We start from the raw sequence: 23,503 nt of genomic DNA, 5'->3' as shown, positions 1-23,503 counted from the left end.
CGCCCTCGACGATTCATCCCTCAAGGGAATTGAAAAATGAACGAACTGACCAAATTCACCAACCAGCTCGCGAAGCCGGAAACCTTCGACCAGATCCAGATCGGCATCGCGTCCCCCGAGCGCATCCGTTCGTGGTCCTTCGGCGAGATCAAGAAGCCCGAAACGATCAACTACCGCACGTTCAAGCCCGAGCGAGACGGGCTGTTCTGCGCGCGCATCTTCGGTCCGGTGAAGGACTACGAATGCCTGTGCGGCAAGTACAAGCGCATGAAGTACAAGGGCGTCGTCTGCGAGAAGTGCGGCGTCGAAGTCACCGTGACCAAGGTCCGGCGCGAGCGCATGGGCCACATCGAACTGGCAGCGCCCGTCGCGCATATCTGGTTCCTGAAGTCCCTGCCGAGCCGCATCGGCCTGCTGCTCGACATGCAGCTCAAGCAGCTCGAGCGCATCCTCTATTTCGAAAGCTATGTCGTGATCGAGCCGGGCCTGACCCCGCTCGAGAAGTACCAGCTTCTGACCGAGGACGAACTGCTCGAAGCGCAGGACGAATATGGCGAGGACGCCTTCAGCGCCGATATTGGTGCCGAGGCGGTCAAGGTCATGCTGATGGACCTCGACCTCGAACAGGAGCGCGAGGACCTTCTCGAAGAGCTCGCCACGACCAAGTCGGCGCTGAAGCCCAAGAAGATCATCAAGCGCCTGAAGGTCGTCGAAAGCTTCATCGAATCCGGCAACCGGCCGGAATGGATGATCCTCGAGGTGATCCCGGTGATCCCGCCGGAACTGCGCCCGCTCGTTCCGCTCGACGGCGGCCGGTTCGCGACCTCGGACCTCAACGATCTCTACCGCCGCGTCATCAACCGCAACAACCGCCTGAAGCGCCTGATCGAACTGCGCGCGCCCGACATCATCGTGCGCAACGAAAAGCGAATGCTGCAGGAAGCGGTCGACGCCCTGTTCGACAACGGTCGCCGTGGCCGCGTCATCACCGGCGCGAACAAGCGTCCGCTGAAATCGCTCTCCGACATGCTCAAGGGCAAGCAGGGCCGTTTCCGCCAGAACCTGCTCGGCAAGCGCGTCGACTATTCGGGCCGTTCGGTGATCGTGACCGGTCCCGAACTCAAGCTGCACCAGTGCGGCCTGCCCAAGAAGATGGCGCTCGAACTGTTCAAGCCGTTCATCTACGCCCGCCTCGACGCCAAGGGTCTGTCGATGACCCTCAAGCAGGCGAAGAAGTGGGTCGAGAAGGAGCGCAAGGAAGTCTGGGACATCCTCGACGAGGTGATCCGCGAACATCCGGTGCTGCTCAACCGCGCACCGACGCTGCACCGTCTCGGCATCCAGGCGTTCGAGCCCGTGCTGATCGAGGGCAAGGCGATCCAGCTGCACCCGCTCGTCTGCTCGGCCTTCAATGCGGACTTCGACGGCGACCAGATGGCGGTCCATGTGCCGCTGAGCCTCGAAGCCCAGCTCGAGGCGCGCGTGCTGATGATGAGCACGAACAACATCCTCTCGCCCGCCAACGGCAAGCCGATCATCGTGCCCTCGCAGGACATGGTGCTGGGGCTCTATTACCTGTCGATGGAACGACAGGAAAAGCACCCCGAATTCATCGAAGAAGAGGACGGGACCAGGATCGAGAAGCTGCCGCGCTTCTCCGACATGGCCGAGGTGCACCAGGCGCTCGAGGTCAAGTCGGTGACGCTGCACACCCGCATCCTCGCCCGCGTGCCGCAGGCCGCCGAGGACGGCAACGTGGTGATGAAGCGTTTCGTCACGACACCCGGCCGGATGCTGATCGGCGAATGCCTGCCCAAGAGCCACAAGGTGCCCTTCGACATCGTCAACCGCCTGCTCACCAAGCGCGAGATCGGCGACGTCATCGACCAGGTCTATCGCCACACCGGTCAGAAGGACACGGTGCTGTTCGCCGACGCGATCATGAGCCTCGGCTTCCGTTACGCATTCAAGGCGGGGATCAGCTTCGGCAAGGACGACATGATCATCCCCGAGGCGAAGGAGCGGCTGGTCGAGGAGACCAAGGAACTCGTCGCGGGCTATGAACAGCAGTACCAGGACGGCCTCATAACCCAGCAGGAAAAGTACAACAAGGTGATCGACGCCTGGTCGCGTTGCGGCGACCAGGTGGCCGAGGCCATGATGGAGCGGATCAAGGCGACCCCGATCGACGAGGACGGCAAGGAAGCGCCGATCAACTCGATCTACATGATGAGCCATTCCGGCGCGCGCGGCTCGCCCGCCCAGATGAAGCAGCTTGCCGGGATGCGCGGCCTGATGGCCAAGCCTTCGGGCGAGATCATCGAGAACCCGATCATCTCGAACTTCAAGGAAGGCCTCAACGTCCTTGAATACTTCAACTCGACCCACGGCGCGCGCAAGGGCCTTGCCGACACGGCGCTCAAGACGGCGAACTCGGGCTACCTGACCCGCCGCCTCGTCGACGTGTCGCAGGACTGCACGATCGTCGAGACCGACTGCAAGACCGAGAACGCGCTCGAAATGCGCGCGATCGTGCAGGGCGGTTCGGTCATCGCCTCGCTCGGCGAACGCATCCTCGGTCGCACGGTCGCCGAGGACATCCTCAATGCCGCCACCGGCGAGGTGATCGTCAAGGCCGGCACGCTCATCGACGAGCCGATGGTCAAGGACATCGAGGCCGCCGAAGTGCAGTCGGCCAAGATCCGCTCGCCGCTCGTATGCGAGGCGGAGCAGGGCGTGTGCGCGACCTGTTACGGGCGCGATCTTGCCCGCGGCACGCCGGTCAACATCGGCGAGGCGGTCGGCGTGATCGCGGCGCAGTCGATCGGCGAACCGGGCACGCAGCTCACCATGCGGACCTTCCACATCGGGGGTGCGGCGCAGCTGAACGAGACCTCGCATCTCGAGGCGATCTCGGACGGTCGCATCGAATACCGCGACATGCCCACGATCACCGACAAGAAAGGCCGGATCCTGAGCCTCGCCCGCAATGGCGAAATCGCCGTGATCGACGCCGAAGGGCGCGAGCGCGAAATGCACAAGGTGCCCTACGGGACCGTGCTGCATTTCAAGCATGGCGACAAGGTCAAGATCGGCGATCGTCTGGCCGAATGGGACCCGTTCACCCTGCCGATCATCACCGAATATTCGGGTGTCGTGCACTACAAGGACCTGATCGAGGGCACCACGCTTGAAGAGCAGACCGACGATGCGACCGGCATCGCCCAGCGCGTGGTGACCGAGAACCGGGCGACGGGCCGCAAGAAGAAGGAAGACCTTCGCCCGCGTCTCACCCTGCTCGGGGAAGGCCAGACCGACGACGGCGAGACCGAGGCGCAGCGTTACATGCTGGCCCCGGGCACGACGCTTTCGGTCGAGGACGGCCAGACGGTCGAGGCGGGCGACATCCTCGCCCGTGCGAGCCGCGAGGCGGCCAAGACCCGCGACATCACCGGCGGTCTTCCGCGGGTGGCGGAGCTGTTCGAGGCGCGCCTGCCCAAGGACATGTCGGTAATCGCCAAGATTTCGGGCAAGATCGAGTTCGTTCGCGAATACAAGGCCAAGCGCAAGATCGCGATCATCCCGGAAGAGGGCGATCCGGTGGAATACCTGATCCCCAAGACCAAGGTGATCGACGTCCAGGAAGGCGACTTCGTGAAGAAGGGGGACACCCTGATTTCCGGTGCGCCGAACCCGCATGACGTTCTCGAAGTCCTCGGTGTCGAGGCGCTGGCCGAATATCTCGTCAACGAGATCCAGGAGGTCTACCGGCTCCAGGGCGTGAAGATCAACGACAAGCACATCGAGGTGATCGTTCGCCAGATGCTGCAGAAGGTCGAGATCACCGATGGCGGCGACACCACCCTGCTGCCGGGCGAACAGGTCGATCATGCCGAGATGCTCGAGATCAACGGCAAGCTGCCCAAGGGCAAGCAGCCCGCCGAGGGCAAGCCGGTCCTGCTCGGCATCACCAAGGCGTCGCTCCAGACCCGCAGCTTCATCTCCGCGGCGTCCTTCCAGGAGACGACCCGCGTGCTTACCCAGGCATCCGTCGAGGGCAAGAAGGACACGCTGATCGGCCTCAAGGAGAACGTGATCGTGGGCCGTCTCATCCCCGCCGGGACCGGCGCGGCGATGAACCGGATGCGCGTCACCGCCTCCAGCCGCGATGCCGCGCTCAAGGCGGCGTGGAAGAAGCAGCAGGAAGCGCTCGCCGCGGCGGGTGCCGCCGAGCAGGAGCCCGAGGCCGATGCGGTTCCCTCCGAGGAAGCGATGAAGGCCGCGATGGGCGGCGGCGCCCCGGCCGGCGACACCGCCGAGGCTCCTTCCGAAGAGTAGGCGCCCCCTCGCACGACGGACGACCCGTGCGGTGCGAACGAAAACACCCCGCCGGAGGCAGCGCGCCTCCGGCGGGGTTTTTCTTGCGGGTTTGCGGAAAGTCAATTTCGATATTGCAAATCACTCTCAATAATGCGAGCACCGAGTCGACGCAGACGCAAGAGAGGTTTCCATGACGCAGCACCGCACCCCCACCGCCCGCACCCAATCGCTCATCGCGCAGCTCGCGCAGCCGGTGCGCCTCGATGCGCTCGGTCCGCTGGCGGCGCGCTTCGTCTATGCGCTCCGCCTCATCGCCGCGCATGAGCGGGTGCGGCGCGATCCCGTGCCCGAACTGACGGTACGCCTCGGCGGGGTCGAAATTGCGGCCAAGGCGCTCGCCCTGTCGCAGGCGATCGCGGCGAGCTGGCCGGAGAACGTCCACGTCTCGCGCTTCTGCTGCTGCCACCTGACCCATGACGAGGCGACCATCGGCGCCATGCTCGACGCCGTGGGCGAGGGCGACCGGGACAGCTTCATGCACAGTCTCGTCGGCCTCGTCCGTCCCGAACGGATCGAGCGTCTGTGGGACGCCGGTCTGGCGCTGTTCTCGGCCGAGATCCGTTCGGCCTGACCGACGCTGGTCGCGCGCCGCGCGCAAGCGCTTGCCGCGCGCAGCGGGTCGTTTTACCGCGGGGGCCATGACCACCACCCGCTTCGCGCCCTCGCCGACCGGCCGCCTTCATGTCGGCAATATCCGCACCGCGCTCAACAACTGGATGCTGGCGCGCAAGGGCGACGGCCAATTCATCCTCAGGATCGACGATACCGATGCGGAGCGCAGCCGGGAGGAATTCGTCGCGGCGATCCGCGAGGACCTCGCCTGGCTCGGGCTCGGGTGGGATCGCGAAGAACGCCAGTCCGAACGGCTCGACCGTTACGAGGCGGCCTTTGCCGCGCTCCGCGACGCCGGGCGCATCTACCCCGCCTATGAAACCGCGCAGGAGCTCGAACTCAAGCGCAAGATCCGGCTCGGCCGCGGCCTGCCCCCGATCTACGACCGCGCCGCGCTCGAACTGACCGACGCCGCGCGCACCGCGAAGGAGGCCGAGGGCATCGCGCCGCATTGGCGGTTCAAGCTCGACCACGAAGAGCCGATCGTCTGGGAAGACGGCATCCGCGGCCCCCAGCGCTTCGACCCGGCGCAGCTTTCCGACCCGGTCATCCGCCGCGCCGACGGGTCATGGCTCTACATGCTGCCGAGCACGGTCGACGATGTCGACATGGGGGTGACGCAGGTGCTCCGCGGCGAGGACCATGTCAGCAATACAGCCGTTCAGATTCAGATGTTTACCGCGCTTCATGCTGCAGGCTTCGCTGCGCAGCATGATGGAGCGGAAGAGGTCCCCGATTTCGCCCACGAGGCCCTGCTGGTCGGCAGGGAGGGCAAGCTGTCGAAGCGTCTCGGCTCGCTCGGCTGCGACGCCCTGCGCGAGCGCGGGATCGAGCCGGAGGCGATCGTCGCCCTGCTCGCGCGGCTCGGCACCTCGCACCCCGTCGAACCGATTGCGGACCGCGCGGCGCTGGTCGAGGGCTTCGACCTGTCGACCTTCGGGCGCGCCCCGGCCAGGTTCGACGAGACCGAGCTCGAGCGGATCAACACCGCCATCGTCCACCAGATGCCGTTCGCGGCGGTGAAGGATCGCCTGCCCGAGGGGATGGACGAGGCCGGGTGGCACGCCGTTCGTCCGAACGTCAAGACCGTGGCCGAGGCCGACGAATGGTGGCGCCTCGTCACCGGCCCGATCGAACAACCGGATTTCGCCGAGGAGGACCGCGCCTACCTCGCCGAGGCAGCCGAAGCCCTCGCATGGGGCGAGGATCCGTGGGGCGCGCTCACCGCCGCGCTCAAGGAGCAAACCGGCCGCAAGGGCAGGGCGCTGTTCCTTCCGCTGAGGCAGGCACTCACCGGCATGGATCACGGCCCCGACATGGGCGAACTGCTCCCGCTGATCGGGGAGGACGAGGCGCGGGCGCGGCTGGCACAGGCGGCGGAGGCATAGAGCGATTTCCAGCGCCGTGAAATTGCTGCGCGATCCGGAAAATCGCGGCAAACCGGGAAATTGGAACGGGATCGGGTGGTGCCGGGACCCGCGTCACCCGCGGCGGACGAAACAGGCTACCGCTCGCGCCGTTCCAGCTCGTTCCCCGACAGGGTGACGATATGCAGCAGGTTGGTCGCCCCCGGCGTGCCGAACGGAACCCCGGCCAGCGCGATCAGCTTCGATCCCGCCTTACCGAAACCATGACGCAGGGCCATGCGCTTGCCCTTGCCGATCATCTCCTCGAAACTGCCGATGTCGCGCGTCGCCACGGCGTGCGCGCCCCATAGCAGGCCGAGCCGCCGCGCGGTCCGCATCGACGGGGTGAGCACCAGCATCGGCGTCGCGGGCCGCTCGCGCGCGACGCGCCGCGCGGTGGCGCCGGAGGAGGTGAACACGGTGATCGCGCTGATCGGGACGGTGTCGGCGATGGTCATGCAGGAATGGGCGAGGGCATCGGAGGTCGTCGCATCGGGCAGCGTCTCGAGGAAGCGCACGCGCTCCTTGTAACCCTCGTCGCGTTCGACCTGCCCGGCGATCCGGTGCATCATCGCGACCGATTCCTCCGGCCAGTCGCCAGCAGCGCTTTCGGCCGAGAGCATCACCGCGTCCGCCCCGTCATAGACCGCGTTGGCGACGTCGGAGACCTCGGCGCGGGTCGGGATCGGGCTTTCGATCATCGACTCGAGCATCTGCGTCGCGACAATCACCGGCTTTCCGGCAAGGCGGCTTTCGTTGACGATGCGCTTCTGCAGCGGCGGAACCTCGAAGGGTTCGAGTTCCACGCCGAGATCGCCGCGCGCGACCATGATGCCGTCCGAAAGCTCGATGATCTCGGCAAGGCGCCGCACCGCCTGCGGTTTCTCGATCTTGGCGCAAAGCGCGCCCTCGCTGCCCATCAGCTTGCGCGCCTCGGCGATGTCCTCGGGCCGCTGGACGAAGGAGAGCGCGATCCAGTCCGCGCCGTGATCCATCGCGAAGGCGAGATCCCTGCGGTCCTTCTCGGTCAACGCAGGGATCGGGACCTCGGCATCGGGCACGTTGACGCCCTTGCGGTCCGAGATCACCCCGCCGACCTCGGCCGAGCAGCGGATCCGCGTGTCGTCCGCCTCGCGCACGACGAGGCGGATCTTGCCGTCGTTGATGAGCAGGCGCTGGCCGCGTTCGAGCAGGCCGAAAAGCTCGGGGTGGGGCAGGCACACGCGGCTCGCATCCCCCGGCGTCTCGTCGCGGTCGAGCGTGAAGTGGCTGCCGTGGCGGATCACCGCCTCGCCGCCCTCGAACGCGCCGACGCGCAGTTTCGGCCCCTGCAGGTCGGCGAGGATGGCGATGGGACGGGCGAATTCCTTTTCCAGCGCGCGGATCGTGCGGACCGCCGCGGCGTGATCGTCATGGCTGCCGTGGCTCATGTTGAGGCGGAAGGCGTCCGCCCCGGCGCGGAACAGGCGGCGCAGCATGTCGGGAGAACGGCTTGCCGGGCCGATCGTCGCCAGAATCTTGACCTTGCGACCGCGCGGGTCGATCCTTGCCTGATCGCTTTTCGCCATGGCAAAGGCCTATGGCACAGCAAGTTTGCAACTCAAGGAAAAGCCGGGATGACCGATTCCGCCGACCCGCTAGATGAGCTCGACGACGCGGTGGCCGCGGCCGCTTTCCGGCGGCTGGTGCGCCACCTGCGCCACCGCCACGACGCGCAGAACATCGAGCTGATGGGGCTCGCGGGATTCTGCCGCAATTGCCTGGCCGACTGGATCCGCGATGCCGGATACGAAGGCGACAAGGCGGCGGCGCGCGCGCTGGTCCACGGGATGCCGATGGAGGAGTGGAAGGCGACCCGGCAGAAGGAGGCGACGCCCGAACAGCTCGCCGCGATGGAGCGTTCGATCGCGCGCAACGCGGCCGACCGGGGCTGAGGCGAATTATCCCCGCCGCTTTCCCGCCCCTGTGGAAAGCGGCCTTTTGCGGCACGCGGCCTTTGCCTATCCGGGGCGCCGAACCGATTCCCACCCATCCGGAGTGACCTGACCAATGGCCGAAGCCAGCGACGCCCAACCCACTGATGACCGCCTGCGCCTCCTGATCGAGCGGATCGAGCGCCTCGAGGAAGAGAAGAAGGGCATCGCCGACGACATCCGCGACGTCTATGCCGAGGCGAAGGCGGTCGGGTACGACACCAAGATCATGCGCCAGATCATCCGCCTGCGGAAGATGAAGCCCGACGACCGCTCCGAACAGGAAACGATCCTCGAAACCTACATGGCCGCGCTCGGGATGCGCTGAACGCCCGCCGGGCTCCGCTCGCGCGTCCCGTCGCTCGGCCTGCCCGCCCGGTCGGCAGGGGCGGAACGGGCGCGCGCGCAGCAGGGTTGGTCGCTTGTTCAAGGACGAGAGGACCGCCCATCATGACGGAGCAGAAACACACCGCGAACGCGACCTTCATCGAACCGATCGACGAGGAGCCGGACCTTCCCGGCCATGAAAGCGCGCTCGAGAGGAAGCCCGAATGGCAGCCGCGCTATCCAGGTTCGGGCCGGATGCAGGGCAAGGTCGCGATCGTGACCGGCGGCGACAGCGGCATCGGGCGGGCGACCGCCGTGCTGTTCGCGCGCGAAGGGGCGAACATCGCGATCGCCTATCTCGAGGAGCACGACGACGCCGCCAGGACGAAGGAACTGTGCGAGGCCGAGGGCGCCGAAGTGCTCACGCTCGCGGGCGATCTCGGCGCGGAGGGCGAGGCGCAGCGGCTGGTCGACGCGGTGATCGAACGCTTCGGCCGGATCGACAGCGTGATCCAGATCGCGGGCGAACAGCACCCCGACTACGATGTCACCGACATCACCCCCGAGCAGCTCCAGCGCACCTTCCAGTCGAACATCTTCTCGATGTTCTATCTCGCCAAGGCCGCCCGTCCGCACCTGAAGGCGGGCGCGACCATCGTCAACTGCACCAGCGTGACCATGTACAAGGGCTCGCCGATCCTGCTCGACTATTCGGCGACCAAGGGCGCGATCACCGCCTTCACCCGCTCGCTCAGCGAGAACCTGATCGGGCACGGCATCCGCGTGAACGCCGTCGCGCCGGGGCCGATCTGGACCCCGCTCAATCCGTGCGGCGGGATGCCGGAAGAGGAGATGGACGACTGGGGCGAGGACGTGCCGATGGGCCGGGCGGGCGAACCCAACGAGGTCGCCCCGGCCTTCCTGTTCCTCGCCTGCGAGGATTCGTCCTACATGAGCGGGCAGGTGCTCCACCCCAATGGCGGCAGCGTGGTGAACGGCTGAGCGATCTTGCGACCGGCGGCGTGTTATGCCAACAACACACGCGGGCCGGACATCCAGGAGAGCGAATTCATGCCAGGCGAATGGAAGGACGCGCGCGGCGTCATCGTCACCACCACCCCGACGATCGAGAGCCGCCCGATCCAGGAATATTGCGGCATCGTCGTGGGCGAGGTGATCGTCGGGGCGAACCTGTTCCGCGACCTATTCGCCAATATCCGCGACATCGTCGGCGGGCGCTCGGGCAGCTACGAGCGCATCCTTTCGCAGGCCCGCGACGAGGCGATCGCCGAATTGCAGGCCGAGGCGGCGAGCCGCGGGGCCAACGCGGTGGTCGGCATCGACCTCGATTACGAGGTGATCGGTGACACCGGCTCGATGCTGATGGTGAGCGCGAGCGGGACCGCGGTGAAGGTCTGAGCGCGCCGGATCAGCCGGCCGGTTCGAGCGACAGCGCGACGAGGGCGATGCCCACGGCAAAGCCGTTGTGGGCCGCGTGGAGCAGCATCGACCACACGAGGCCGCAGCGCACCCTGACATGGCCCGCCAGCGTCCCGAGCACGAATTGGGGGACCAAGAGCGGCAGCAGGATGGCGAGCGCGCCTTCTTCGTAATTGGCAAGATGGACCGCCGCGAACAGGATCGCGCTTGCCCAGAAGAACCATGCGAAATGCCGCTCGAACGCCGGCAGGGGCGGGCGGCCGCGCAGCGCCACCAGCATCGCCGCCGCAAGGACCAGCCCGATCAGCGCCGCGATCGGCCCGGCAGGCCCCGCACCCGCCCCGAACAGCGCCAGCCCGGCGAGCCCTGCGCCGGCCCAGAACAGGGCAAGGATCGTGCCCGGCCGGCCCGACAGCCAGCCGCGAAAGACGATTTCCTCCAGCACCGGGGCGACGATCACGAGCAGGACGATGGTCTGAGCGCCGAGGCCGAGGGTGGCATTGTAGTTTTCCGGCAGTTCCAGCCCCACCGCAGTCAGGGCGAGTACGGCGAACCCGGCGATGGCCACGAGGTCGAGCGCGAACAGCCGCGCCACCAGCCGCGCCGACTGGCCCGGCGGCAGCAGGCGTTCGGGCAGGTAGGGGTGCCTCAGGAAGGCCAGCAGGTCGGCCCATTGCCCGCGCATCGTCGGCGCGAGCGCGCCCTCGCTGCGCGCACTTGTGATTTCGCCCGTCATGCGGCTAATGGGCAGGCTGATTTCAACACCGGCTTACGAAGAGTCCCCATGGCAGGCCATTCCAAATTCAAGAACATCATGCATCGCAAAGGTGCCCAGGACAAAAAGCGTTCCAATCTCTTCTCGAAACTTTCGCGCGAGATCACCGTGGCGGCGAAGATGGGCGCGCCCGATCCCGACATGAATCCGCGCCTGCGCCTCGCGGTCAACAACGCCAAGGCCCAGTCCATGCCCAAGGACAACATCCAGCGGGCGATCGACAAGGCGAGCGGTGGTGACGACGAGAGCTACGAGGAAGTGCGCTACGAAGGCTACGGCCCCGGCGGCAGCGCGATCATCGTCGAGGCGCTGACCGACAACCGCAACCGCACCGCGACCAACGTGCGGACCTGCTTTGCCAAGAACGGCGGCAATCTCGGCACGGCGGGTTCGGTCCAGCACGGGTTCGAACGGCTCGGCCTGATCGAATATCCGGCGAGCGCCGGCGACGAGGAAAAGGTGCTCGAAGCCGCGATGGAAGCGGGCGCGCTCGACATCGAGAGCTCGGAGGACGGGCACACGATCTGGACCGCGGCGGACGATCTCCACCAGGTCGCTGGCGATCTCGAAAGGACTCTGGGCGAGGCGGAGAACGTCAAGCTCGCGTGGAAGCCCAACATCACCGTGCAACTCGACGAGGGCACTGCCGGCACGCTGATGAAGCTGATCGACGCGCTCGACGATGACGACGACGTGCAGACCGTGTGGGGCAATTACGAAATCCCGGACGAGGTGATGGAGAAGCTCGGGGCGTGAGCCGCCTCGAATGGCTTTTCGCGCTCGCGCTCGGCGCCGCCTTCCTCACCGCCTTGCTGTGGCGGGTCGGCCTGCGGTTCGGGCTCGGCTGAGGGCAGGGCGGGCGTGGTCATCCTCGGCCTCGATCCCTCGCTGTCCTGCACCGGCTGGGGCGTGATCCGCAGCGAGGGCGCGCGGCTGTCGCATGTCGCGAACGGCGAGGTGCCGACGCCGAGTTCGGCGCCGATGGCGGAGCGGCTTGCCTTGCTGCAGCGGGAGATCGCCGCGGTGATCGCGCAATACGCGCCGCAGCGCGCGGCGTGCGAGGAGGTGTTCCTCAACAAGAACCCGCAATCCACGCTCAAGCTCGCCCAGGCGCGCGGCGCGGTGCTCGCGGCGTGCGGGGCGGCGGGGCTGGCCGTGCGCGAACACGCGGCGCGGCGGGTCAAGCAATCGGTGGTCGGAACCGGCGGGGCGGACAAGGCCCAGGTACAGGCCATGCTGCGCGTCCTGCTCCCCGGAGCGGCGATCGCGGGGGCCGACGCGGCGGACGCGCTGGCCGTGGCGATCGCGGATGCGCATTCGTGATCAGGAGACGAAGGTGGTGACCGCTTTCATGAGAGCCCGCCTGTAAGGGAAATGACCGGAGGGGGTGGGAGGCGGAATGGCGGCTCGTAGGCGTCGGCAGAAAGCTTTTGGACACACTCCGCCCCCTTCCTTGCCGCACCCTAACCCGGATTATTCACCGGCGGTGGTCTGACGGGTTGGCGGGAGTGGCGTAAGCATTTGCATTGTTGTAGGAATGTGGTTGCTTAAGCCAGACCTGCAACGGGGCAAAATATGCCACAGACCACACCCGCCGGATGCGATGATAGCGCGTCCGTATTTTCGTTTCCAGCAGTGCGCGGCAAGAAGGTCACAGCTGCGTTTGACGGCGGCAGGCTGACCTCGGATGGCGGGGTCCTGGTGCTGGCTCAGGCCGAGCGCATGATGGGGCTCTGCCAGCGGCTTGCGGCGTGTATTGCCGATCCGCGCGATCCTGCTCGGGTGGTTCATCGGCTTGAAGATATCCTGCGCGCGCGGATGTTCGCGATCGCCTGCGGCTATGAGGATGCCGATGATCTCGACGCTCTGCGCGATGATCCGGGCTTCCGCCTTGCGCTGGGCAAGCTGCCGGGATCGGGTGCGGGGTTGGCCAGCCAACCGACGATGAGCCGCTGGGAGAATGCGCCGAGCACGCGCGAGCTGGCAAAGATGCTGGGGATCATGATCGACATCTACTGCGCCAGCTACCCCACTCCGCCGGCGGCGGTGACGCTGGATATCGATGACACCTGCGACGTCGTGCACGGCTATCAGCAACTCTCCTTCTGGAACGGACATCATGGGGAGCGCTGCTTCCTGCCGATCCATGTCTACGACACGGCAACGGGCCGGCCGGTGGCGATGCTGCTGCGCACGGGCAAGACGCCTTCTGGCAAGGAGGCGGCGGGCCATATCCGGCGTCTGGTGCGCCATCTTCGCCGCCACTGGCCTGATACCCACATCACCATCCGCGGTGACGGGCATTATGGACGGCCCGAGGTCATGGCGTTCTGCGAGGCGGCCCATGTCGATTACGTGTTCGGTCTGCCGACCAACGCCGCGCTGCGCGCTGATCCGGTTATCGTCACTGCCGCCGATGCCTGCGCGGTCCGCCGCGCCGAGTGCCAACTCCCGGTCCTGCACAGCTATGCCGAGACCCGCTACGGCGCGAAGAGCTGGAACCGCCAGCGCCGCGTCGTCGCCAGGATCGAGGCCAGCACGCTGGGCATGGATATCCGCTATGTCGTCACATCGCTAACCCAAGGCTCGGCTGAATACATCTATGACACGCTCTACTGTGCGCGCGGGCAGGCCGAGAACTTGATCAAGCTGCACAAGACCCAGCTGGCCAGTGACCGCACCTCGTGCCGGTCGGCGAACGCCAACCAGATGCGCCTGATCCTGCACACCGCTGCCTACTGGCTGCTGTGGCGCGTTCAGCAGGCGATCCCAAAGACCACCGCTCTGGCAAAAGCCGAGTTTACGACCCTGCGCCTGCGGCTGCTCAAGGTTGCTGCCCGCGTCATGGAAAGCGCCACCCGAATCCGCGTAGCGTTCGCCTCTGCGTGCCCCGATGCCGATCTGATGCGTGCCATCGTTCTCGCGCTCAAGCCTGCGCCGACGTAGCGGGCGCGGCAGTGCCGCAGAAACCCCGAGCCAAGTCCTTCAACCAGAAAAGCCCATCGATCACAGCGCGGTGAAACAGACGCCAGCGGTGCCGCACGCCCGCTCTACGCCGCCGCACGCAGCAGTGGCGTCAAGCTCGCGCCGAGAGGCGCCCAACCGCATCGCCGTGAATAAGAGAGGCTAAGAGCGGTTCTCACTTGCTTCCGATTGGCCGCGGCCCTGCTCGATCTGCCGAAGCCATCGTCGATCTCGGATCTGAGACGGACACAATGCGATCCGCCGGATCGTCGCGGTCTGTCACGATGATACGATATTGGCCGCCCTTGGGTTCCACCCGGCACACGATATGGCCCACCTTGCTGGCCAATCGATCCGTGAGGCGCTGCATGGACAGTGTGGCGGCAGGATGGAGTGCGGTCGAATATATGTCTCGCGGCCCTGGATAGATCCGTGGATTGAACAGCCGCTCCAAGGTCGAGAGGCTTGGGTGCGAAGCATGCCAGGCCGAGATCACCCAATCACGCGCAGCAAGCGCTGCGATGGTCCCAGACGACGCTGCATCGAACATACCGTGGTGCGGAACGGTCGATACATGCACGGGCCCTGCGGCAGTCGCCGCCGGAGTCAAGGCATTCATCCATGGCCGCGTGCCCGCATCGGCCCAATCGGTCAGATCACCTCCGGTGAAATATCTGAACGGCCCGTAAGACAGCAGGAATGCCGCCGACATGGCATTCTCGCCAGGCCAATCCCCCCGCAGAAGTTTATTGCGCGCAGGGAAAACATCACGCGTGGTGGAGCCTTCGCCAGTCCACACTTGCCCGCGGCTGGCGACGGTGCGCAACGACCATGCGGCGCTGTCGGCAGAGCCGGACGCAACCGCGCGCCCGGCTTCCAGCCTCTTCACCGCGCGGCCCGCGTGTGCACGGTCGCGGGCGAAGGCGATGTAGTTCTCGACCGACTCCCTCCCTTCGAATGCGGGGTAGCCATAGTTCGGCCAATCGGGGTCAAGCAGCCGGTCAATATCGAGATGCGCTGCAACCGCGCTGATGCCCGTTTGCTGGTGCGTTGCAGTCTGGCGCAACACCGCGCCGGACGGCACTTGCCCGATATGATCCTGGTGCAGGTGGGTCACAATGGCATGATTGAGCCCGTCAAGACCGGTCGCCGCGATGTGACGCCGAACATATCTGGCGATCCACGCCCCTGCATCTTGATCTGCCCCGCTGGCAGGACGAACAAGCGCCGGATCATTGCCCAGCACAGCACCCGCATCGATCAGCAGCGATTGCCCGTCAGGACAGATAACAAGGGTCGCATCGCCCCGCCCGTAGGCAAGGTGATGGATGTCCAGCGTGCCAGGAGTCCAGGCGGGAAGCGCGCGGCCGACCTCGAGTTTGGCTGGCGATGCAATGGCCGCCGATCTGGCCGATGCCGCGATCACCGCCGCGCCGACCATCCCGGCAAGAAGCTCTCGCCGGGATGGCCCGGTCATCAGAATGCGAACCCGAGACGGACGCCATAGGTGGCGGGCGGGCCATAGGCTTCGCCGACCCCGCCCGCGCCGAAATCGGAGCGGATCAACACGAATTCCTTATCGAAGATATTGTCCGCGAAAGCCACGATGCGCCACTTCCCGTCTGCAGCTTCCAGTCCCAGCGAAACATTGGCCAGATCGTAGGACTCGATCAGAAAGGTCGGGCGGTTCTCCGAACCGGTGAAGTAATCGTCCTGCCAGGAATATTCCGCATTGGCGATCAGGTAGATGTCGTCGGTGATCGGGAAATCGCCGTCGAGGCTGATCGAAAAGTCATGTTCCGGAGCGGTCGACAAGCGGTTGCCGGAACGGTCTTCGTTGTTCAGCTGCAGCAAGAACTCGTCATAGGTCGCATCGAGATATGCATAGGATGCCGAAAGGCTGACACTGCGGGTGATGGCGAAGCGGGTTTCGACTTCCACCCCCTGCACGGTCGCTTCGGCAGCATTGCGGATCACGAAGTTGAAGCTGGGGGTGAGAAACCCCTCCTGCTTGTCTCTGAATTTCTGGGTGAAGGCAGCGATGTTGAACGTGAGACGGTCGTTGAACAGCGATGATTTAAGGCCGAGCTCAAACGAGTCGACTGTCTCTGGTCTGAAAGGGTCTGCCACGACGGCGATCGAAGGTTCCTCGGTATTGAACCCGCCTGCCGTGAACCCTTGTGTATAGGACGCATAGATGAGCACGTCATCGCTCGGAGTCAGTTCGAGGGCGAACCGGGGCGTGAACTGCTCATAGTCATCCTCGAATGCCGCATTGCTGAAATTGCCGGCCGGGTTGAGAGCATCGACATAATCGACATTCACCCGCTTTTCTTCGAACGTGTAGCGCCCGCCCGCATGGGCGGTGAGCCAGTCGGTGACCTGATAGCTCAGGTTCAGATAGGCGGCGTAGCTTTCAGTGGTCACGTCTTGAAAGAAGGTGCGATCGCGGTTCAGCGCGCCGGTCTGACCGGTGAATTGCAAGGTGCGGGCATCGCGCTCGATATTCTCGCGAAAATAGTAAAGCCCCGCGACATAGCCGATCCGCGACCCCGCATCGCTGACCAGCCGCACTTCCTGCGAGAAGGTGCGCGGGTTATCGCGGTTGTCGGTCGTCCGCTGAAACGGGAAAGCGGCGTTGATGCGCGGCAGCAGTGTGAAACTCACGGGGCTGAACGACAGTTCCTCGTTCGCCTCGCTGGTCCGATAGGCAGTGATCGAGGTCAGGTTGCCGGCGCCGGTTTCGAGATTGACCGTGGCCGAAAGGCCAAAGCCTTCGCGGTCATAAGCCTGCGGAAACCCGGTTTCGGTGGTGCGGATATCGCCGTCATCGGCCGCGACCGGTGTGATGGCCGAAATCGCGCGGCCATTCGAGTTTTCCTTATCGAAATCGGCCGCGAGCAGAACCGAAAGCGTGTCGCTCGGCTCAAACAGCACCGCCCCGCGCACCGAGAATGCTTCAAAGTCGTCCACATCGCGGTCAATCAGGCGATCAACCGAATAGCCGTCACGGGTCACATAATTGGCCGAGAGTTTCGCCCCGATATTGTCGGCAAGCGGCCCGCTGACCAGCCCGCGCAAGGTGACGGCGTTGAAGTTGCCGTAGCTTGCCTCGCCCTTCACCAGTGTGTTCGACAGGCGCGGCTTGGCGGTGTTGACCACGATCGCGCCGCCGGTGACGTTGCGCCCGAACAGGGTTCCTTGCGGTCCGCGCAGAACTTCGATCGATTCAAGGTCAAACAGCTGAAAAGTCGAAGCGCTGTTGCGCGAGATGAACACGTCATCGATGAACACGCCCACCGGCTTGCTGGCGCCCGCCTGAGAAAAGGTGTTGGTGGCACCGCGCACTGCGATGATCGGTTCAGCCTCGCTGAACTGCGAGACTGTGAGGCCGGGGACCGAGCGGGCGAGCTCGAAGAGATCGCTTGTTCCGCGGCGATCGATGTCTTCTCCGCGGACGGCACTGACCGCGATCGGAACATCCTGCACATCTTGCTGTCGGCGCTGCGCTGTGACGATGATCGGCGTGCCGTAGGTTTCTTCGGCAAGTGCCGCCTCGTCGGTGCCCGGCAGCGCGGCAGTCTGGCTTGGGCCTTTAACAACCACAAAGGTGCGATCCCCGGTCTTGCGGGCTTCAAGCCCGGTGCCAGCCAGCAGTTTCGCCAGTGCCTGTTCGACCCCCATTGCGCCCGACACCGCATTGCCTGTCCGCCCGCGTGCAACATCGCCCGATACAATGATCTGCACACCGCCTTGGCGCCCGATCCGGCGCACCGCATCGGCAACTGGTTCGCGCGGCACATTAAACTGGGTCGATTGGGCCGCGGCGATTTCTGGTGCGCAACAAACAATAAGAGCGGCACTGGCGAAGAGCGTGCGGATAAGGCTGGTCATGGTTCCCCCTGGTGGTCGAGAATGAAGGTCTCCCCCACCTGACGGACCACTGCGGCCTTTCCGTTAGCGGCTGCGAAAAAATCTAGCGGCCGAGGGTGATTGTGCCGTTCTGCTCGGCGAACGTGGTATTGAGGCTTACAGCCACCGCCTGAGCAAACCCGCGCGGATCGCTCATGCGGAATTCACCATGGAGCTCCTGCCCGGCAAGGCCCGGATCAGCGATGACGATCTGCACCTGATTGGCGCGGTTGAGCTGCGCGACCGCCTCGGCCAGGGTATCGCCATCAAGCTCCAGACGCCCCTCACGCCATGCGGTGGTGCGCAGGATGTCGCGGGTGGAAAGGGACTGGCTTCCCGATCCGATCGGCCGCCCGCCAGTTGGAGCTACCCGGATGGTCTGGCCAGCGACCAGGTTCAGGCGCAGCCCCGGCCCGTCGATCTGCACCTCGCCTTCGGTCACCAGCACCTCAATCAGCTTGCTGGCAGGATCGTTATAGACCTGAAATTCGGTGCCTATGTCTGTGATCGTTATGGCGCCCACAACCACCTGAAACGGGCGATCATCGCCCTTGGCGGCGCGAAAGATGGCGCGCCCGTTGCTCATCGTGATGCGCCGGGCATCGCCATCGAAATCGACCGCCAAGCGCGATCTTGCATCGATCGCCATGGCCGACCCGTCGGCAAGCGCGATTTGCTGGACTTCGCCAGCACCGGTCTCATAGATTGCGGGAGGGCGCGGCATGGCAAGGAACAGTGTCACGGCGGCTGCCATCGCGGCAATTGCGCCGCCGCCGGCCAGGAGCCAACGCCTGATCGAACGGGCTGGCGGGGCTGGCTCATCGGCCTCGCGCAAAACGTCAGAGTCCTCGCTCAAGAGCGCGAGGATCGACTGCGCGCGGAGCAGCGCGCCCGTGTGCCGGGGGTCTTCGGCAAGCCATGCGTCGAGCTCGGGCAGGGGCTCTCCGGCACGCGCATCGATCCGCGCCGCCCAAGTTGCAGCCTCGCTTTCCATATCCCTACATGGCTCTCGTTCGTTCGGCGGCAATGCTGGTTTCGTCCTCTTTTGCACCTTGGTCGCTGCGCAGCGCTGCCTGGAGCGCTCGCACAGCCTTGCGCACATCGTTCTCTACAATCGTCTCGCTGACCCCCAATTGCTGGGCGATCTGCTTCTGGCTCAGCCCCTCGATCCGCTTCAACGTGAATATTGTCCGACATCGTTCAGGCAAGCCTTCAAGCACCTCGCCCACCATCCGTAGCTCAGACCGGGCACCGATCTCGGCTTCTAGCGATGAGCCATAGTGATCGACGAACGGCTCGATGATTTCCGTAAATTCCTCGAACTGAATAATCTTGTCGCGCCGCAGGCGATCGCGCCGCAGATTTTTCACCATTTGCATGAAATAGGCAGCCGGCCGGTCAATTTGTTCGACCGAGGCCATCGCAGCAATCCGGCAATAGGCATCCTGGACGAGATCGTCGATCTCGTCCATCGCCGCGCCAGTGGCTCTGAGGCTGGCGCGAACCTGAGGCTCGGCGGGTAAGATGTATCGAGCGACCCAGCGGATCCGCCCTTGCGAATGTCCCGGCAACGCAGTCACCTCCCGGGAAACAGGTTAGGCGATCTAACGCGAACATATTGTGACAAGCCCGCAATGACGGATTGCTTGCGAACGACCGCTATGGGGTCGCAAGCCGAACGGCAGCTTTTTTCCGAAAATGTGGCAAAGCAGCGGTGGTTCTGTGGCATCCCGGATGGGACTCGAATCTTCCGCAAAACAGGGGCACGATCAATCAATGGCCAAGCTGGAACTCTACGGCATTCCCAATTGCGACACGGTCAGGAAGGCGCGGGCGTGGCTCGATGCGAACGGGCGCGATTACACCTTTCACGACTTCAGGAAGGAGGGCGCGGACCCGGCCAGGGTCGAGGCGTGGATCGCGGCCTGCGGCGTCGAGACAATGGTCAACCGGCGCGGGACCACGTATCGCAAGCTGTCGGACGAGGAGAAGGCGGCCTCGCAGGACAGTCACACGGCCGTAGCCTTGCTCGTCCAGCACCCCAGCCTGATCAAGCGCCCCGTGGTCGAACATCCGGGCGGCATCCTCATCGGTTTCAAGGAAGACGAATGGTCGCAAAGCCTGTCCTGACGCTCGCCCTCGCGGCGCTCGCATTCGCCGCGCCCGCGGCCCATGCGGCTCCGGCCGAGGACATCCTGATCATCGCCCATCGCGGCGCTTCGGGCGAACGGCCCGAGCACACGCTCGCCGCCTATGAACGGGCGATCGACCAGGGCGCGGATTACATCGAGCCCGATCTCGTCGTGACCAAGGACCTCGTCCTCGTTGCCCGCCACGAGACGGAACTGTCCGACACCACCGATGTCGCCAGCCGCAGCGAGTTCGAGGATCGGCGGCGGACCAAGGACATCGAGGGCCGGATGGTCTCGGGCTGGTTCGCCGAGGACTTCACCCTCGCCGAGTTGCGGAGCCTGCGGGTCAGGGAGCGGATGCCGGCGATCCGCCCCGCCAATGCCCGCTTCGACGGGCTGTATCAGGTGCCGACTTTCGAGGAGATCGTCACACTGGTGCGCGCCAAGGAGGCCGAGACCGGGCGCCGCATCGGTCTTTATCCCGAACTCAAGCACCCCACCCTGCTGCTCGAACAGGAGGGCATCGACAGCGTCGATCTGCTCGTGCGCGAACTCAGGCGCCACGGGCTCGACGGGGCCGATGCGCGGGTCTTCGTGCAGATCTTTGAGGTGCGCCCGCTGCAGCGGCTGAACAAGCTGGTCGACACGCCGCTCGTCCTGCTGATCTCCTCCGAAGGCGGCCCTTACGACGAACCCTCGCTGCGCTGGGCGGACATGATGAGCCCGTCGGGGCTGGCCGAGGTGGCGCAATATGCCGACGGGATCGGCCCCTTCCTCGGCCATGTCTTGCGGCCCGACGGCTCGCCGACCGGCCTCGTCGCCGATGCCCATGCGGCGGGGCTCAAGGTCCATCCGTGGACCCTGCGCAAGGAGAACGGCTTCCTGCCCGCCGAACTGCGCGCCGCGGGCGGACCGGAGGCCGAGGGGCGCTGGCGGCAGCTGTTCCGCGCCGCCATCGCCAGCGGGGCGGACGGTTTCTTCACCGACAACGTCACCGAACTGGTGGAACTGCTCGGTGAGCGATGATGCGCCCGCGCGCCGCGGCTTGCGGCTCGCGCTCTGGCTGCACGCGCTGGTGTGGGTGGTGTTCGCGGGCGGCATGATCGCCCTCGCCCTCGCCTCGCGGGAATCGCGGGAGAACCCGATCTTCGTGCAGGTGCTCGCAGGCGCAAGCGTGGCGGCGGTCGGCAGCCTTGGCGCAGCCCGTTTCCGGATCTGGGGGGTGGCGCTCGCGCTGATCGGCGGGGGTGGCGTTCTCCTTGCCTGGATCGCCGGTGGCAGCGGCCGGGAATTGCGCCTGCCGGTCGCGATCATCCTCGGCCTCTTCGCGCTCGCCGTCGCGGCCGAGCGGCGCGCCTTCGTCAGCTCCGACGCGCGCTGAGGATGTAGGTGAGCGCCCTGTCGTCCGACAGGTGCAGCCCCTTGCCCGGCCGCCAGGCGATGCCGCGCAGCGCCGTGACCGTCAGCCCGACCTCGGCCAGCAGGGCTTCGAGCTCCTCGGGCGTGACGAAATCGCTCCAGCGGTGCGTGCCGCGCGGGACATAGCCGACCGCTTCGGCAGCGCCGACCAGCAGCAGGCGCGATGCGGCGGTGCGGTTGGGCGTGGAAAGCACCAGCAGGCCCCCCGGGGCGAGCCGTTCGGCGACGTCGAACAGGAAGGCGCGCTTGTCCGCGACGTGTTCGATCACCTCGAGACAGGTGACGAGATCGAAGGTCCCGATGTCGAGGCTCGCCACCTCGCCCGCCATGTAGCGGATGTCGAGCCCCGTGCCGTCGGCGTGCCGGGCCGCCGCCGCGACGTTTTCCGTCGCCGCATCGACCCCGGTCACGTCCGCGCCGAGCCGGGCGAGCGGTTCGCACACCAGCCCCGCGCCGCAGCCGATGTCGAGCGCGGCCTTCCCCGCGAGCGGCTTCGCGCTGCCGGCCGCCGCGGGCCAGTGCGAATCCACCGCCTGCCGGATGAAGCGCAGCCGCACCGGGTTCACTTCGTGCAGCGAGGCCATCGGTCCTTTCGCATTCCACCAGTCGCGCGCCAGCCTGGCGAAATGTTCTGTCTCTTCAGGGCGGATCGTCGCCGCTCCGGTTTTCCCTGCCATGACGTTTGCCTTTCCCATGGCCCTTGCTTAACAGCCCCCCGACGAACCCGCCAGCAGGAGCATTCACAATTGGCTGACGCGCCCCCGCAGACCAAGCGCCCGCGCATCGTGATGAAATTCGGCGGCACGTCGATGGCCGGGACCGAACGCATCCGCCGCGTGGCGAACCTGGTGCGGGCGCAGGCTGCGGGCCACGGCAAGGGCGAAAACGAGGTCGCGGTGGTGGTCAGCGCGATGGCGGGCGAAACCGACCGGCTGGTCAATTTCTGCCGCGAGGCGAACCCGCTGTTCGACCCGGCCGAATACGACGTGGTGGTGGCGAGCGGGGAACAGGTGACGAGCGGGCTGCTCGCGCTGACCCTGCAATCGCTCGGCTGCCGGGCGCGCAGCTGGCTCGGCTGGCAACTGCCGGTGCAGACCGCGGGCGCCCATGCCAGGGCGCGGGTCGAGGCGATCGAGGCGCCCGCCATGCTCGAAGCGCTGGAACGCGGCGAAATCGCGGTCATCCCCGGCTTCCAGGGAGTGAGCGCGGACGGGCGGATCACGACCCTGGGGCGCGGCGGGTCCGACACCTCGGCGGTCGCGGTCGCGGCGGCGGTCGGCGCGGATCGCTGCGACATCTACACCGATGTCGACGGCGTCTACACCACCGACCCACGCATCGTCGCCAAGGCGAGGAAGCTGAAGGCGGTGACCTACGAGGAAATGCTCGAACTCGCGAGCGTCGGCGCCAAGGTGCTGCAGACCCGGTCGGTCGGGCTCGCGATGAAGGCGGGCGTGCGGATCCAGGTGCTCTCGAGCTTCATCGGCGCGGACGCGCCGCCGGCGGACGAGCTTCCGGGGACGCTGATCGTCTCGGACGAGGAAATGGACGAATTGGTGGAGAAGGGCCTGATGGAACGCCAGCTTGTGACCGGCATCGCGCATGACAAGAACGAGGCCAAGGTGATCCTCACCCGCGTGCCGGACGAGCCGGGGGCGGTCGCCAACATCTTCGAACCGCTGGCCGGAGCAAGCATCAATGTAGACATGATCATCCAGAACGTCGGCCGCGACAAGGGCGAGACCGACGTGACCTTCACCGTGCCGCAGGCCGACCTCGCCCGCGCGCAGGCGCTGCTGGAGGACCGGCGCGGCGAGATCGGCTTCAATCGGATCATCACCGACAGCAAGATCGCCAAGATCAGCGTCGTGGGCGTCGGCATGAAGAGCCACGCGGGCGTCGCCAGCACCATGTTCCGCGCCCTGTCGGACCGGGGCATCAACATCCAGGCGATCTCCACCAGCGAGATCAAGGTCAGCGTGATGATCGACGAGGACGAAACCGAGCTTGCGGTGCGGGTGCTGCACACCGCCTACGGGCTCGACGCGGACTGACCTGGCCGACCGTCGCCACGGCCGGTCGGGCGATTGCCACGCCCGGTCTTGTTAGCGACGCGCGCTAATTCGATCTTAACCCCGGGGCCGGGATTCCTGTGCTAAACTC

General features: G+C 65.9%; 21 protein-coding genes. 14 read left to right on the top strand and 7 right to left on the bottom strand.

What is annotated here, in order from left to right; genetic code table 11:
- Nucleotides 1-36 precede the first annotated feature (36 nt).
- From rpoC to BLU08_RS09075, 3 genes are all read left to right on the top strand, one after another.
- Nucleotides 37-4,338, top strand: a complete 4,302-nt coding sequence (gene rpoC / locus BLU08_RS09085; RefSeq protein WP_090198525.1) for a DNA-directed RNA polymerase subunit beta' — start codon at nucleotides 37-39, stop codon at nucleotides 4,336-4,338.
- A 172-nt stretch (nucleotides 4,339-4,510) separates the two neighbouring features.
- Complete coding sequence (locus tag BLU08_RS09080) at nucleotides 4,511-4,951, top strand: DNA-directed RNA polymerase subunit beta' (RefSeq protein ID WP_090198522.1); 441 nt, start codon at nucleotides 4,511-4,513, stop codon at nucleotides 4,949-4,951.
- Nucleotides 4,952-5,018: 67 nt separating this feature from the next.
- On the top strand, nucleotides 5,019-6,380 hold the full coding sequence (locus tag BLU08_RS09075) for a glutamate--tRNA ligase (RefSeq protein ID WP_090198519.1): 1,362 nt from the start codon (nucleotides 5,019-5,021) through the stop codon (nucleotides 6,378-6,380).
- 116 nt (nucleotides 6,381-6,496) lie between these two features.
- Here BLU08_RS09075 and pyk read toward each other — a convergent pair whose 3' ends face one another.
- Nucleotides 6,497-7,966, bottom strand: a complete 1,470-nt coding sequence (gene pyk, locus BLU08_RS09070; RefSeq protein WP_090198516.1) for a pyruvate kinase — start codon at nucleotides 7,964-7,966, stop codon at nucleotides 6,497-6,499.
- A gap of 48 nt (nucleotides 7,967-8,014) precedes the next feature.
- On the opposite strand from pyk, the gene BLU08_RS09065 reads away from it, so the two are divergent.
- The 4 genes from BLU08_RS09065 (at nucleotide 8,015) to BLU08_RS09050 (ending at nucleotide 10,117) form a co-directional block, all read left to right on the top strand.
- Entirely contained in the window at nucleotides 8,015-8,332 is a 318-nt protein-coding gene (locus BLU08_RS09065) for a DUF1244 domain-containing protein (protein WP_090198513.1), read from the top strand.
- 115 nt (nucleotides 8,333-8,447) lie between these two features.
- Entirely contained in the window at nucleotides 8,448-8,699 is a 252-nt protein-coding gene (locus BLU08_RS09060; RefSeq protein ID WP_090198510.1) for a DUF2312 domain-containing protein, read from the top strand.
- 122 nt (nucleotides 8,700-8,821) lie between these two features.
- Nucleotides 8,822-9,700 carry an SDR family oxidoreductase gene (locus BLU08_RS09055; protein ID WP_090198506.1) on the top strand — a complete coding sequence of 293 codons (879 nt, stop codon included), beginning with the start codon at nucleotides 8,822-8,824 and terminating at the stop codon, nucleotides 9,698-9,700.
- Between the two features lie 69 nt (nucleotides 9,701-9,769).
- Nucleotides 9,770-10,117, top strand: a complete 348-nt coding sequence (locus BLU08_RS09050) for a heavy metal-binding domain-containing protein (protein WP_090198503.1) — start codon at nucleotides 9,770-9,772, stop codon at nucleotides 10,115-10,117.
- Between the two features lie 10 nt (nucleotides 10,118-10,127).
- Here BLU08_RS09050 and BLU08_RS09045 read toward each other — a convergent pair whose 3' ends face one another.
- The gene (locus BLU08_RS09045) at nucleotides 10,128-10,874 is read right to left on the bottom strand and encodes a type II CAAX prenyl endopeptidase Rce1 family protein (protein WP_090198500.1); all 747 of its coding nucleotides are present in this window, start codon (nucleotides 10,872-10,874) and stop codon (nucleotides 10,128-10,130) included.
- Between the two features lie 48 nt (nucleotides 10,875-10,922).
- Here BLU08_RS09045 and BLU08_RS09040 point away from each other — a divergent pair, with 48 nt between their 5' ends.
- From BLU08_RS09040 to BLU08_RS09030, 3 genes are all read left to right on the top strand, one after another.
- Nucleotides 10,923-11,669 (top strand): YebC/PmpR family DNA-binding transcriptional regulator, encoded by a 747-nt coding sequence (locus BLU08_RS09040; protein ID WP_090198498.1) that lies wholly within the window; start codon nucleotides 10,923-10,925, stop codon nucleotides 11,667-11,669.
- A 105-nt stretch (nucleotides 11,670-11,774) separates the two neighbouring features.
- Complete coding sequence (gene ruvC / locus BLU08_RS09035) at nucleotides 11,775-12,236, top strand: crossover junction endodeoxyribonuclease RuvC (protein ID WP_090198495.1); 462 nt, start codon at nucleotides 11,775-11,777, stop codon at nucleotides 12,234-12,236.
- A gap of 252 nt (nucleotides 12,237-12,488) precedes the next feature.
- Nucleotides 12,489-13,859 (top strand): IS1380 family transposase, encoded by a 1,371-nt coding sequence (locus BLU08_RS09030; protein WP_090193798.1) that lies wholly within the window; start codon nucleotides 12,489-12,491, stop codon nucleotides 13,857-13,859.
- 193 nt (nucleotides 13,860-14,052) lie between these two features.
- On the opposite strand, the gene BLU08_RS15180 is transcribed toward BLU08_RS09030, so the two are convergent.
- The 4 genes from BLU08_RS15180 to BLU08_RS09015 all read right to left on the bottom strand — a co-directional run bounded on the left by BLU08_RS15180 (nucleotide 14,053) and on the right by BLU08_RS09015 (nucleotide 19,369).
- Complete coding sequence (locus BLU08_RS15180; protein ID WP_157674497.1) at nucleotides 14,053-15,354, bottom strand: ComEC/Rec2 family competence protein; 1,302 nt, start codon at nucleotides 15,352-15,354, stop codon at nucleotides 14,053-14,055.
- A complete protein-coding gene (locus tag BLU08_RS09025) occupies nucleotides 15,354-17,771 on the bottom strand; it encodes a TonB-dependent receptor (protein ID WP_090198491.1) in 2,418 nt (805 codons plus the stop codon). Before BLU08_RS09025 ends, BLU08_RS15180 begins: the two co-directional genes overlap by 1 nt.
- Nucleotides 17,772-17,853: 82 nt before the next feature.
- Nucleotides 17,854-18,783, bottom strand: coding sequence for a FecR family protein (locus tag BLU08_RS09020; protein WP_157674496.1), 930 nt, complete (start codon nucleotides 18,781-18,783; stop codon nucleotides 17,854-17,856).
- A gap of 4 nt (nucleotides 18,784-18,787) precedes the next feature.
- Nucleotides 18,788-19,369 carry an RNA polymerase sigma factor gene (locus BLU08_RS09015; RefSeq protein ID WP_255361260.1) on the bottom strand — a complete coding sequence of 194 codons (582 nt, stop codon included), beginning with the start codon at nucleotides 19,367-19,369 and terminating at the stop codon, nucleotides 18,788-18,790.
- A gap of 196 nt (nucleotides 19,370-19,565) precedes the next feature.
- Between BLU08_RS09015 and BLU08_RS09010 the strand changes: the two genes are divergently transcribed.
- From BLU08_RS09010 to BLU08_RS09000, 3 genes are read left to right on the top strand one after another with little or no spacing between them, the layout of a single operon-like run.
- Complete coding sequence (locus BLU08_RS09010) at nucleotides 19,566-19,919, top strand: arsenate reductase (protein WP_090198481.1); 354 nt, start codon at nucleotides 19,566-19,568, stop codon at nucleotides 19,917-19,919.
- Nucleotides 19,898-20,947 (top strand): glycerophosphodiester phosphodiesterase, encoded by a 1,050-nt coding sequence (locus tag BLU08_RS09005; RefSeq protein WP_090198478.1) that lies wholly within the window; start codon nucleotides 19,898-19,900, stop codon nucleotides 20,945-20,947. Before BLU08_RS09010 ends, BLU08_RS09005 begins: the two co-directional genes overlap by 22 nt.
- Nucleotides 20,937-21,302 carry a hypothetical protein gene (locus BLU08_RS09000; RefSeq protein WP_090198475.1) on the top strand — a complete coding sequence of 122 codons (366 nt, stop codon included), beginning with the start codon at nucleotides 20,937-20,939 and terminating at the stop codon, nucleotides 21,300-21,302. Before BLU08_RS09005 ends, BLU08_RS09000 begins: the two co-directional genes overlap by 11 nt.
- Here the strand turns inward: BLU08_RS09000 and ubiG are convergent.
- Nucleotides 21,283-22,017, bottom strand: a complete 735-nt coding sequence (gene ubiG, locus BLU08_RS08995; RefSeq protein WP_090198472.1) for a bifunctional 2-polyprenyl-6-hydroxyphenol methylase/3-demethylubiquinol 3-O-methyltransferase UbiG — start codon at nucleotides 22,015-22,017, stop codon at nucleotides 21,283-21,285. The two genes, BLU08_RS09000 and ubiG, sit on opposite strands and share 20 nt — an antisense overlap.
- A 111-nt stretch (nucleotides 22,018-22,128) precedes the next feature.
- On the opposite strand from ubiG, the gene BLU08_RS08990 reads away from it, so the two are divergent.
- On the top strand, nucleotides 22,129-23,394 hold the full coding sequence (locus tag BLU08_RS08990; RefSeq protein WP_090201199.1) for an aspartate kinase: 1,266 nt from the start codon (nucleotides 22,129-22,131) through the stop codon (nucleotides 23,392-23,394).
- Nucleotides 23,395-23,503: the final 109 nt, after the last annotated feature.

Source organism: Erythrobacter sp. HL-111, assembly GCF_900105095.1.
In the GTDB taxonomy this organism is placed as follows: domain Bacteria; phylum Pseudomonadota; class Alphaproteobacteria; order Sphingomonadales; family Sphingomonadaceae; genus Erythrobacter.
This window is presented reverse-complemented; position numbering and strand designations above follow the sequence as displayed.